This window comes from Pantoea sp. X-Soil-ISGK-355 (assembly GCF_059730805.1).
The window spans coordinates 1-12,941 of the sequence record NZ_AP035972.1 but is presented as its reverse complement, the minus strand read 5'-3'; the positions used below and the strand labels follow the sequence as shown (position 1 = coordinate 12,941).

Annotated in this window: 9 protein-coding genes; 4 read left to right on the top strand and 5 right to left on the bottom strand. The window is 50.6% G+C overall.

What is annotated here, in order from left to right:
• Positions 1-266 precede the first annotated feature (266 nt).
• The gene (locus AC6I8J_RS18705) at positions 267-1,718 is read right to left on the bottom strand and encodes a sugar porter family MFS transporter (RefSeq protein WP_161736873.1); all 1,452 of its coding nucleotides are present in this window, start codon (positions 1,716-1,718) and stop codon (positions 267-269) included.
• A gap of 199 nt (positions 1,719-1,917) precedes the next feature.
• A complete protein-coding gene (locus tag AC6I8J_RS18700) occupies positions 1,918-2,820 on the bottom strand; it encodes a LysR substrate-binding domain-containing protein (protein ID WP_161736872.1) in 903 nt (300 codons plus the stop codon).
• Positions 2,821-3,017: 197 nt separating this feature from the next.
• Between AC6I8J_RS18700 and AC6I8J_RS18695 the strand changes: the two genes are divergently transcribed.
• From AC6I8J_RS18695 to AC6I8J_RS18680, 4 genes are read left to right on the top strand one after another with little or no spacing between them, the layout of a single operon-like run.
• On the top strand, positions 3,018-3,767 hold the full coding sequence (locus tag AC6I8J_RS18695) for an SDR family NAD(P)-dependent oxidoreductase (protein WP_161736871.1): 750 nt from the start codon (positions 3,018-3,020) through the stop codon (positions 3,765-3,767).
• 54 nt (positions 3,768-3,821) lie between these two features.
• Positions 3,822-5,120 carry an MFS transporter gene (locus AC6I8J_RS18690; protein WP_497825651.1) on the top strand — a complete coding sequence of 433 codons (1,299 nt, stop codon included), beginning with the start codon at positions 3,822-3,824 and terminating at the stop codon, positions 5,118-5,120.
• A 12-nt stretch (positions 5,121-5,132) separates the two neighbouring features.
• A complete protein-coding gene (locus AC6I8J_RS18685; protein ID WP_150014346.1) occupies positions 5,133-5,975 on the top strand; it encodes a transketolase in 843 nt (280 codons plus the stop codon).
• 1 nt (position 5,976) lies between these two features.
• On the top strand, positions 5,977-6,987 hold the full coding sequence (locus AC6I8J_RS18680) for a transketolase family protein (protein WP_222925635.1): 1,011 nt from the start codon (positions 5,977-5,979) through the stop codon (positions 6,985-6,987).
• A gap of 1,089 nt (positions 6,988-8,076) precedes the next feature.
• On the opposite strand, the gene AC6I8J_RS18675 is transcribed toward AC6I8J_RS18680, so the two are convergent.
• The 3 genes from AC6I8J_RS18675 to AC6I8J_RS18665 all read right to left on the bottom strand — a co-directional run bounded on the left by AC6I8J_RS18675 (position 8,077) and on the right by AC6I8J_RS18665 (position 12,741).
• Positions 8,077-9,048 (bottom strand): ParB family protein, encoded by a 972-nt coding sequence (locus AC6I8J_RS18675; RefSeq protein ID WP_497825650.1) that lies wholly within the window; start codon positions 9,046-9,048, stop codon positions 8,077-8,079.
• Positions 9,049-9,055: 7 nt separating this feature from the next.
• Positions 9,056-10,255, bottom strand: a complete 1,200-nt coding sequence (locus AC6I8J_RS18670; RefSeq protein WP_033735792.1) for an AAA family ATPase — start codon at positions 10,253-10,255, stop codon at positions 9,056-9,058.
• Positions 10,256-11,811: 1,556 nt separating this feature from the next.
• Positions 11,812-12,741 carry a RepB family plasmid replication initiator protein gene (locus tag AC6I8J_RS18665; protein ID WP_003855845.1) on the bottom strand — a complete coding sequence of 310 codons (930 nt, stop codon included), beginning with the start codon at positions 12,739-12,741 and terminating at the stop codon, positions 11,812-11,814.
• Positions 12,742-12,941: the final 200 nt, after the last annotated feature.

The window sequence follows — 12,941 nt, the reverse complement described above, 5'->3', positions numbered from 1 at the left end:
GAGTATAGCGCAGAGCCAGATTCAATCTTTGTCAACGGTCATGGTTCGCTTAAACGGCTGTTTCAACCGTCAGCGACATCTGAGGGTTAAGCCAGATTCTGGCGATTTCAGCCTGAAATCGCCAGCGATGTCCGGAAACCATCTCCAGAACTGTGCTGATTACAGTGAATGACGCCTGCTTAACTGACAGAAAGGGATACGACGTGAGGGAGTACAGATAAGGGAGGAAACCGGATTCAGCCGACGGGCCGAATCCGGTAGAGGGGTTAACAGGCTTCAGCCTCCTTCGGCTTTTCACCAAACTTCTCTTTCATGTGTGACTCAATCTCTTCCAGACTTTTACCGCGGGTCTCGGGCACCATCGCCATCACGAAAATTAGCGAGCCAACGTTAATCGCGGCAAAGATAAAGAAGGTCGTGCTGCCGGCATACTCCATGATCGGTGGGAAGCCGAACGCGACCACAGCATTGAAAATCCACTGTAATGAAACTGCGCCACCGGTTAACACACCACGCAACTGCATCGGGAACAGCTCGGACATCATCAGCCAGTAGACCGGCGAGATGCACATCTGCATGCAGAACAGGAACAGCAGAATACAGCCCAGGGCGAGATAACTCTGCATCAGGCTCGAACTCATAAAGGTCATCACGCTGCCCAACAGGATCTGTGCCGTAATCACCAGACACAGACCGGTAATAAGCATGGTACGACGCGGGAAACGGCTAATCGCCCAGATACCGACAAAGGTCGCCAGAACAGAAACCACACCGTTACCGATAGTCGCAGCAATGGAGGCGCTGGTGCCCAGGCCGGTCGACTTCAGGATGATCGGCGTGTAATACATGAAACCATTAACACCGGTAAACTGCGCGACAAAGCCGAGACCGACACCAATAATCATCAGGCGGATAACCCATTTCTCACGAATCAGGGTTTTCGCATCCGGCCCGCGTTCAGCTGCCTTCGCCTGCTTCTTCATCTGCGCCATTTCATGACGTACTTCACGCGGCGTTTCACGCAGATACTTCAGAATCTTTTTTGCCTCTTTCAGACGCCCTTCAGCCACCAGCCAGTGTGGCGATGCCGGAACGAAGAACGTGCCAACAAACAGCAGAAAACCAGGCACCATTGCAATGGCCAGCATGTAGCGCCACAGATGCTCATCATGCAGGAGATAGCTCAGAAGCGTACTGGCGACATAGGCGATGAGCTGTCCGGTGACAATCATCAGCTCATTGCGGCTTACCAGCGGCGCACGAAGACGTGGCCCGGCAATTTCCGCAATAAACACCGGCACGGTTGATGAGCCACCGCCGACAGCGATGCCCAGCAGGAAGCGCATGGCCACCATCACATTGACGGAAGGTGCCAGTGCCGTACCGAGCGAACCCAGTACAAAAATGACCGCCAGGGTGCGAAGGGTAATACGACGGCCAAAACGGTCCGAGAAGAAACCACTGAGGAAAGAGCCGATAGCGGCACCGAACACCAGCGAAGAGGCAACAAGCCCTTCCGTGAATGAGTTCAGTCCAAGCCCCCCCTGGTCAGGTGGTGAAGTCATGTAAGGTAATGCACCCGAGATAATTCCGGTGTCATAGCCAAAAGCCAGCGCGCCCATGGTGGCAACCAGCACCACTAAAAAAATGCGCTGGCGTACCGTATCCGCAGGCGCGTGATCGCCCGCTTCCCCAGCGTCTGGTGTATTTGTACTCATAATATTCCTGCCATTAAGAAGTTAAACATCCGTTTGATTAAATTTCATACGGAATAGAAATGGAACATATTTACCGATTGGGTAAAGAAGTGTAGACGGTATTTAAAAGTTAGCTTTGGCAATGCGACTTTTAAGGTATGAATAATTACCAGCAGAAATAAACCCGCGTCATAGTGACGGGGCGGAATTTATTTTAACATCAGCTTAACGTTCTGAGTTCTTCCTGTATCCAGCTCAGGAAATGTGCAACACGAGGAAACTGCGCAAATCCACGCGGATAGACCAGATGGTGGGCGCTGACGGGCAGGCTATGCTGCTCAGTCAGCACTCTGACCAGTTTCCCGCTGCGCAGATAATCCTCTGCCAGCAACTCACTCTCAAAAATCAGACCGTGGCCTAACATTGCTGCCTCAAGACTCATATAAGAGCGGTCAAAGCGAAATAACCACTCCTTATCCGGCTGAGGAAGTTGCTGCGACGCAAACCACTGCGGCCATTGAATAAGCGGTGACTCCGATAATATCAGCGCGTGATGCATCAAATCCGCGGCCTGACTGACAGGATGCTGTTTCAGATATGCCGGTGAGGCCAGCACCGACATTTTTTCATGGCGGAGAGTTTTAATCTCAAACGCGTTCCAGTCCGGGAAGCCGTGACGTATCGCAATATCAATATTGTCCCGGCTGAAAGAGAGATTTTCATATGAGCAGGAGAGGGTAAGCTGAAACTCTGGATAGCTGTTGCGGAATTTATGGATGCGTGGCAACAGCCAGAGCAGACCGAAGCTGGGTGCGCAGTGGATCCTGAGGTTACTGCGCGCTTTCTCATTACTGATGCGCGCCGTGGCCTGCGCCAGGCCCAGCAATATCGGGCCGATCTCCCTGAGGTAATGTTCTCCCGACAGCGTGAGCGCTACGCCTTTTGCCGAACGATTAAACAGAATACAGCCCAGTTCCCGCTCCAGTTTAGCCAGCTGATGACTGGCTGCCGAGGGGGTAATATTTAATTCTTCAGCCGCCCGCGCGACATTACCAAAATGGGCCACCTGCTCAAAAACCCGCAGTGATTTAATTGAAGGTAAGTGCTCCGGCTGCTTTTCCATCCGCCTCTCCACACAGAAATTATGTGATGTGTGCCCATTTTTAAATCGCAGATTTGTTAACTGCATCAAACCAACAAATTCATTCAGCATCAAATGAATTTTTCTGCATTGCCAATATTAATCGCTTTATCAATTCTGATTGTGACCCTGCCGGTAGCGATACCGAACCACTAATAATTATTCTTCTGGAGTGGATAATGTTACTTGAAAACAAAGTTGCGATTATCACGGGTGCCGCTTCTCAGCGCGGCATTGGACGAGCCACAGCCGCCTGTTTTGCTCAGCATGGCGCGCGCGTGGTGATACTCGATTTAGATTTACAGGCGGCCCAGGCCAGCGCGCTTTCGTGTGGCGACGGGCATCTCGGCCTGGCCACCGATGTGACCGATCCGCTTTCTGTTCATCGTGCTATCGATCAGGTACTTGAGCACTACGGCCGTATTGATGTGCTGGTCAACAATGCCGGGATCACTCAGCCGGTTAAAACACTGGAAATCGGCATCGAAGATTACAACCGCATTCTGGATGTCAATCTGCGCGGTACGCTTCTGATGTCTCAGGCGGTTATCCCAACGATGCAGCAGCAAAAAAGCGGCAGTATTGTCTGTCTGTCATCTGTATCAGCTCAGCGTGGCGGCGGCATTTTCGGCGGCCCGCACTACAGCGCAGCGAAAGCAGGCGTGCTTGGCCTGACAAAAGCGATGGCGCGCGAATTCGGCCCGGACCAGATTCGTATCAATGCCCTCACGCCCGGTCTTATCCAGACCGATATCACCGGAGGCCTGTTACAGGATGAACGCCGCCATGCCATTCTCGACGGCATACCTCTTGGCCGCCTCGGAACCGCCAGCGACGTCGCGAATGCGGCGCTCTTCCTCGCCAGCGATCTCTCCGGTTATCTCACCGGCATCACGCTGGATGTGAATGGCGGCATGCTGATCCATTAATCAGCGCCCTGCCCCGCCCGCACGCCTTGCGGGCTAACTTCGGGAGTGAACACCATGACCACGCTTAATCTGAGCGCAGCCTCTGCTGCGCGCGATATCACCTATCGCAAAATTGCCTGGCGACTGATGCCCTGGCTGATGCTCTGTTATCTCTGCGCTTATCTTGATCGTGTAAACGTTGGCTTCGCAAAATTACAGATGATGGATGATTTGTCACTCAGCGAAACGGTCTACGGACTGGGTGCCGGGATCTTTTTCATCGGTTACTTCTTTTTTGAAGTGCCCAGTAATCTGATTCTGCATCGGGTCGGTGCACGTCGCTGGATTGCCCGCATTATGATTACCTGGGGTGTTATCTCAGCTCTTTTCGCCTTTGTTGAAACCGCATGGCAGTTCTACCTGCTGCGCTTTCTTCTTGGTGTGGCAGAGGCCGGACTTGCACCCGGTTTACTGCTCTACCTGACCTACTGGTTTCCCTCTCACCGTCGCGCTCGCATGACGGTTTTGTGGTTTGTCGCGATCCCACTTTCCGGGATGATTGGCGGCCCACTCTCTGGCTGGATCATGGCGACCTTCTCAGGCTTTCACGGATGGGCGGGCTGGCAATGGATGTTTATGCTGGAAGCTATCCCTACCCTTGTTATGGGATTTGTCGTGCTGCTGGTTCTGAAGGATCGGGTGGAACAGGCAGAGTGGCTGGATGACGATGAAAAACGCCGGGTGCGTGCCGATCTCGACGAAGATAATCAGCAGAAAGCCTGTCATGGCACGGTGAGAGCCTTTATTGCTGACCGTCGTCTGTGGCTGCTGGCGCTGATCTATTTCTGTGTGGTGATGGGCCAGTATGCATTAACGTTCTGGCTACCGACGCTGGTAAAAAATTCAGGCGTCAGCGAGCCTCTGCATATCGGATTACTGACCAGTCTGCCTTACCTGTGCGCCATTATCTTTATGCTACTGGCCGGACGCAGTGGCGATCGTCATCGTGAACGTCGCTGGCACCTGATTGTTCCGATGCTGGTCGGCCTCTCCGGACTCACGCTGGCAACGCTGCTCAGCCATAACGTCTCCCTGTCATTACTCTCCCTCTGTATTGCCGCTGCGGGCATTCTTTCCGCCTCATCACTGTTCTGGATGCTGCCGACCAACCTGCTGGGTGGCGTCTCTGCTGCCGCAGGCATCGCTGCGGTGAACTGCATTGCCAATCTGGCCGGTTTTTTCTCGCCGTGGCTGATTGGCTCAATCACCACTGCAACCGGTTCCCCCGCGTCGGGAATGTATTTTATTGCTACCGTTCTGCTGGGTGGTGCGCTATGCGTACTGCGCATTCGGGCTGCGGATGTTAATCGTTAATCTGGAGGTTATATGACTGACTCTCATCACAGTTCACACACGCTCTCATTACCGCAGCGTGCCATGAATATTCGCCGTCATGCCTTATTAATGGGGCAGATTCAGGGACAGGGCTATATCGGTCAGGCACTGGGTGCAGCCGATTTACTCGCTGTCAGCTATTTTCACGCTATGAATTACCGCGCCGATGAGCCTGAGTGGGAAGAGCGCGATCGCTTCTACCTGTCGATTGGTCACTACGCCATTGCGCTTTATGCCGCGCTGCTGGAAGCGGGCGTCATACCGGAGGAGGAGCGGGAAACCTATGGCACCGATGAGAGCCGCCTGCCGATGTCCGGCATGGCCGCCTATACCCCAGGCATGGAGATCACCGGTGGTTCATTAGGTCAGGGACTAGGTATTGCCGTGGGTGCCTGTCTGGGGCTAAAGCAAAAAGGCTCACAGGCGCGAATTTATAACCTGCTTTCTGATGGCGAGCTGAATGAAGGTTCAACATGGGAAGCGGCCATGTCAGCCTCACACTGGCAGCTTGATAACCTGATCGCCATTATCGACGTCAACAATCAGCAGGCCGACGGTCACAGCAGCGAGATTCTCGCGTTCGAACCGATAGTGGACCGCTGGCAGGCTTTTGGCTGGTATACCCAGCGCGTTGATGGCAACGATATTGCTGCTTTGCAGAATGCCTTTGACGCAGCACGCAGTTGGCCTGAACCGCAGCCGCGCGTCATCATCTGCGATACCCGAATGGGTAAAGGCGTGCCGTTTCTTGAGAGCCGGGAGAAAACCCACTTCATCCGTGTTGATGCCGATGAGTGGGACAAAGCCCTGACCGCACTTGAGCAAGGAGTCTGATATGAGTTCACAACCGCAAAAAAAACGGCTGACCACATCCGCCATGATCGCCTCGATTGCTGCTGAGGGTCAGCCCACGGTTTCTGCTCCCTTCGGGCATGCTCTTGTCGCTCTGGCAGAGCAGCGCTCAGATGTGGTGGGCCTGACAGCAGATTTAAGTAAATACACCGATCTGCACCTGTTTGCAGAAGCTTTTCCGCAGCGCTTTTACCAGATGGGAATGGCGGAACAGTTACTGATGAGTGCCGCAGCGGGCATGGCACGCGAGGGCTTTATGCCTTTTGTCACCACCTATGCTGTATTTGCTTCCCGCCGCGCCTATGATTTTATCTGCATGGCCATCGCCGAAGAGAATCTGAACGTAAAAATCGCCTGTGCGCTACCGGGCCTGACCACCGGCTATGGGCCAAGCCATCAGGCGACTGACGATCTGGCTATTTTTCGGGGTATGCCAAACCTGACAATCATCGATCCCTGCGATGCGCTGGAGATTAGCCAGGTCATCCCGGCGATTGCCGAACATCAGGGGCCGGTTTACCTGCGCCTGTTGCGCGGTAAGGTTCCGCTGGTACTGGATAAATATGATTATCGCTATAAGCACGGTAAGGCTCAGCGTCTGCGAGCGGGCAAAGATGCAGTTATTATCAGCAGCGGATTAATGACCATGCGGGCACTTGAAGCCGCTGAGGTGCTGGAAAAGCAGGGCATTGAGGTTGGTGTAGTTCACTCTCCTGTGATTAAGCCTCTGGATGAAGAGACCATCCTGCGAGAAGCAGGGGAAGCGCTGCATCATAACCAGCTGGTTATTACAGCAGAGAATCATTCAATCACGGGCGGGTTAGGCGAGGCAATTGCGGGTCTGCTAATGCGGAATCATGTGACGCCACGCTTTAAGCAGATTGCCCTGCCGGACGCATTCCTGGCTGCAGGCGCTTTACCGACGTTGCATGACCGTTATGGCATCTCTGCCGATGCGATGGTCAGGCAAATAACAGCCTGGCTTGAAGCCTGATTCATAGCAAAACCGGGCCTGGCCCGGTTTCGTATCGTTTTTGCCGCACCAGATACCTATCCTGTTATCGCCCTCATCGTACGCATTCCGCAGGCAATGTGACGATTGCCGTGATCAACGCTGGCTGCGCATCAACAGGTTCTCATGGATTCGCCAGCCATTTATCTATGCCGATCATCCTCTTTGACTCCCCATTCACTGTAAACAGCTTTCCGTAGGTCATGTCCCTTTCCTGAGTGGCACGGTTATCTATTTCTACCGTTGAGCACATGCTTTCATCGGGTTTACTCAATACAGTGAATCTGTCTGAAGTAGCCGATTTCAGATAGCTGGCGCGATCACGTCCAATCCTGCTCATGTCGTTCGCATCAACAGAAAAATAATTTTAGCCGGATGAGAAAGTTATCCACTTTTTCTGTGGATAAGTGAGGGATATTTTCTGAGTATCTTTTTTCACTCTGAGAAGATGCCTTTGCTGTTAGCAGGCTGCACTGCAATTAAGATCTCAATAAAGCAGTTATAAGCGGTAACCAGGATGATTTTTAGCAGGTTGCGTGGCGATTTCAGGCTGAAATTTATAGTTATTTCCCATTATAAACAGTGAGTTAATGGTTAAATTTCGCTGGCGGATAGCATAGTTGTAAAAGGGCTTGCAGAGAAAGCATCAGCCGATATGAAGCAGTTGTGCAGGAACTAAGGTCTGGTGAGAATTAACTGGTCACTAATGAACCAGCACCTGAAAATCTTTGCTTGCAATTCGTGATGGCTGAATACGCACAGGCAGCATCAGAACCCTTTAGGGGTGACAACAGAATTTGAATCCGCTTTTGCCATTACAGGCAATTCATGGATTCAAAGGCTGCCAGTAACGCTGGCGACATGTTTCAGGGTAATGGCGATTTCACAGGAATCAGATTAAATATCAGCTTATATAATTTCAATAAATTCAGTTATTTACATTTAAAATTACTATTGAAAACCTGGCGATTTCAGCCTGAAATTCGGGTTTTATGCATCTTCCAGCATATTGAGTTAATCGGGCAATAAAAAAGCCAGCGTCAGACGCTGGCTTTTTTGGATGCATGTAAATCAACGATTGAGATATTTCTTCAGGGTCTCAGCAATGACTTTATCCAGCTCTTCCTGCAACTCTTTCGACTGCCGGTTAAATTCATAGCTGAACATCCGACCGCGTACCTTCTTACGTGCAAAACGATCTTTATCAGCAAAAGACCAGAGCGCAGTCGCCTGTGTTTTATCTTTCTCAGGCTCTTTCATCAACGTCTGGCTACCCTGTCGAATCAGACGCAGAATGTGATTTTTCAGCTCATCCTCGGCAAGCCCTTCGCGGGCGCAAACCACATCTATCTCCCGCGAGATAGAATTAATCAGAGCTTCAACGCTTTGCCCAGATTCACTCAATTTGTCAGCCGCCTGTAACAGCGCTTTGTAATCAGGATAAGTCAGCTCAGCGTGATTAGGGAAAAGTGAAATCAAATCGGACGGAACGCTGGCTGCCTGAAGAGCACGTGTGACCTTCGCCTGCGATAATCCCTGATTTTCAGCGATCTCTTTTTGCGACAGACCACCATCTTTTAACGCCAGCAGGCGCATTCCTACTTCCCGCAGATTGTGTTCGCGTGCCGTCTGAATATCCTGCGCCAGTCTGCGGGCTTCATCGGCAGTAATAGCGGCATCAGTGACCAGTACGTCCAGCCCGGTTTTGCAGTAAAGCGCAGCCGCACGCCGACGTGAACCGTCAAGAATCTCAATGCGGTCATCGCGCATTACGCCAATGGCCGGGAAGAACTGCTGAAGCTTAATGGTGCGGATAATATCCCGCAGTGAATCGGGTGTCAGCCCGGCCTGATCGCGACCATTGGTTTCCATTGTGACGAATGTCTTGTTTTCAACATCACTGGCGGGAATGCGTTCAAAACGAAACAGGGCGCGCTTGCCCGTAGCCAGAACGAATGTCTGATTATGCTGACTATCTGGCGTCTCTTTTTCCAGCGGAGTCTGGCTGAAGGTTCTGCCAATCGTGATTCTTTTTGCGCTCATACAAACCTCAGTTCAGGCGAATAAATTCGATACGGTCAAAGACGGCTTTTGCAAAGTCCTCTGCAGCAGATCTTGCATTTTTCAACGCTTCACTGCTGCCGACGTAAGTCGAAGGATTCGCGGAGATGACCGTATCAAAGGATTCGCCGCAACGTTCGAAGCCATCAAGGCGGGGAAGGGCTGCATCAAGCATGTCACCACCAAAAATCTCTTTTGCCAGGCTATGACAGAGCTTATGGTCTGCTTTATTCGATAGCTTAGACATGAAGCCAATGTTGCCCTGCAGGCGACAGGTGGCGCCGGAATCCTCAATGATCGCAATCAGTTCCGGCAGACGCGTCAGGTATTTAAGCGTGGAATGAAAGTCGACCTGAGCCGGTGGTACCGGCGTCATCAGCAGATCAGAGGCCGCAATGGCGTTCTTCAGGAAAGCATCAAGATGCGGGCCGCTGTCGATAAAGATAAAGTCATAATCTTTCTTCAGTTTGGCAATGACGTTGTCATACAGCACGGCATGAACATTTTGCTGCGGCAAATGTTCAGCGCAAAGCTGGTCCCAGCTTGAGGCGATAAAGGCGTCATCAATTGAGGCAGGCAGCACATCGACACCCGGAATAATCGACGGAACGATAAATTCGTTCACAAGCTCATCACGGGTGACATTCTGCAGCATTGCCTGTGCCGCTGTCGCTTCCACCAGCCCTACTGAACGTTCATGGTTTAAAAACATGGTTGCTGAGGACTGTGGATCAAGGTCAATCACTAAAATACGTAAATCTTCAAACAGCAGATGAGGATGGGCACGAAGTGCATGAGCCAGCGAAACGGTAGAAACCGTTTTAGACACGCCGCCCTTCAGATTACCAACAAAAATGGTGTAAGCATCACTGTGGCGATCGCGATATTTCGGCACGCCTCGATGATGATAGATATCGATAATGTTCTGAATCGACATCGCATATTTAACAGAAGATCCGGCCGCACGTTTATCAAACTGATAACCGCTTTCTTCCATCTCATTTACAGCATAATCAACGCTGGCTCGTGTCAGTTTGGGCAACTTTGCTAACGCCGCTTTGGCGTAAACCTGATAGTACGTATTTTCATGCAATTCCTGCTTTTGCGCCTGAATCTGGTCGGTAAGGCTTAGCAGCATGCGTTCAGAACGCTGTGCAACTTTCATCACCTGCTTGTCATCGTTAGCCATCGTTGCTCCAAACATGTAGGATTTATGACTTTATACAGAATTCCTGCACGTGAGGCAATAAATTATCTTTTCCACATAATCTTCGTTTTTATGTAACACCACGGTTTTTGTTGCGGTTCATCACACTATTACTTCTGGCCTGCCAATTTACGCAATTCAAATGCGAACAGCGTTCACTATAATCAGCAGAACATTCACTGTAATCAGTAGAAATCGATCCGCAGAGAGAGCAGGGAAAATGGATTGTACAAAGCGCATTGATGCGTCTGAATGTTCACTGTAATCAGTAAAGTCAGTTCTGTATCAGGTGGCTTACCGGAGGACTTATGGAGTGGTGCACAAGACAAACCGCATTCAAAAGCCCATGCGGTAAAGCCGGGCTGATGCCTGGCGCTGAACGAGCCAAACGTTCACTGTAATCAGTAGGGTCATTTCAAATACCCATGCAGAAATCACGTTCACTGTAATCAGTAAAGTTGCGCATGAAATAGCAGGACAGGAAGCTGAACCGAATAAACGTTCACTGTAGTCAGGGGTGGGGAGCGGGTAAATTCTGTCTGGTTCATTAAAGCATCGGAAGCTGATGAGATAACAGACAACTGCAGTCCGGGAGCCCCAATGGATCAGCGGGGATGTAAAAGTCTGTACGATAACGTTCACTGTAATCAGTAACCCAGGGGATAGCGAACATTCACTATAATCAGTAGAAAAGGAACCTTGCCACCGTACATTCACTGTAATCAGCAGAAGCGCCAGTTCAGTTCGACCGGAATTGAGGATAGTAAGGCTGCGATTCGGAAATGGATACCTCCGTGGACATTGCTTCTGGTAACGCTCAGGCCAGCAGACATCAACACCTGCACATGATTATGTCATCACTGCTTTCCCACAAATATTCACTATAAACAGTAGAAACAGCAAAGCGTTGCGTCAAATCTGAGCTTACATTCACTATATTCAGCAAAGTATTCACTGTAATCAGTAAAGCAGCATTCCTGAGTTTAATCGTGGAGAAGACAGCTCCGCGCTACAACATTCACTGTAATGAGTAACCGACAGGGGAATACGCAGCACGTCGGTGCTACGACGATGCCAGTCGGCAAACATTCACTGTAATCAGTAACAGTGTCACGCTTGCAGTAATGATAAGTTAAAGTCCTCCATACAGGACACACGTCAGCCGTGATGAACATGAGTACTGACATTCACTGTAATCAGTAAGCTGCTCAACGGGAATCAGCAAAAAGAGGCGCTGTCCTGCCTGAATCAGAACGTTCACTGTAATCAGCAAAGCCGATTCTGGAAGGAACTAATCGATTAGTATGTAAGCACACACTTACTTCTTAAACCTTATGGCAAAGCACGACAGGAAAAGAGGGGAGGAGGACATGATTTAAAACGTGCCCGTTTTACTGATTACAGTGAACGTTACTGATTGCAGTGAACAGAAGTGGAGTACTGATTACAGTGAATGTGAGAGGAAGGATGCAATGTCACCGGCCACGATAAAAGTGACACTGCCACGCAGAAATGCTGATTACAGTGAACGTCAGGAATTAATCCTCAAACTCAATCTCATCCAGTGAATCGATGCTCTCCAGATTACCGATGCCATCAAGTTTAGGTGTGCGGCTATGAATAATGAAAAAGACTGAGCGGCCACGCTTCACTTCTGAATAATCCAGATAACCAATCTCTTTCAGTTGCTCCATCGCACGCCGCACCACATGATTCTGCGTGGTGGTCTTTGAGCCGAGATTAAGACGCATACGCAAGCGTGCCAACGATATCGGTGCCGGATTGGTCGGCAGGCTCTCAAGGAAGGTGTAGAGCGCCTGTGCAGACTCTTTACGCTTGAGGCGGGAGATTGCCCGGAGCTGAAGCAGCACCTTGTGGTCGAAGTTGTAGAGTTCGAACAACTTAGGGTCGGCCTGAATCCGCACAATATCTTTTTCACGGTCATAATAAGCAGACTGAACAAGGTGGGTATGATACGCCTTGCCGTTGCCTTCAAATGAGAGCGTATTGGTCGCAATGCGGCGCAGAGAGGCATCCAGGCGCTTACGCAGCGCGGCAGACGAGTTGGCAGAGGGAATGCCGCACATCTTCACAAAGTCGATAAACGGCAGTGTGACGGTATCGCCTTTGGTCGGATAGCGCGAAAAGGACTGAATAATGCCTGCCCAGGTTTTGAAATCGTTATCCATATCCAGCCGTGCGCCGGTAATGGTAATCTTTTCGTAGCCTTCCGCTTTCACCAGCGTCAGATTCTTCAGCTCTTTCGTCGCATCCGTTGATGCCATAGCGCCGGATTTACCACGTGCGGTTGATTTCAGCGTCGGCACGAACAGTCCAAGACGCATCAATGCCACCGGCTGAACGGTATTATTCTTGTTGGGATGAAGCTGAATAACTTCGCCACTGTTTTTGGTCACTGACAGAAAAGGTTCAAGTAACGCTTTGTTTTCGTTGTCTTTATCTGCCATGGCTTAGGATCTTCATTCTGTGGATGAAAGGGATCGTTTTCTGACTACAGTGAACATTAGCACTGTTTACAGTGAACATTCTACCTGGTACAGTGAATAAAGTACTGATTACAGTGAACACTTTACTGATTATAGTGAACGCGATCACCCTTTGAGCCCTTGCGGGGTGCGGCCTGCGACGATCGGGGATCTCTTAGGAT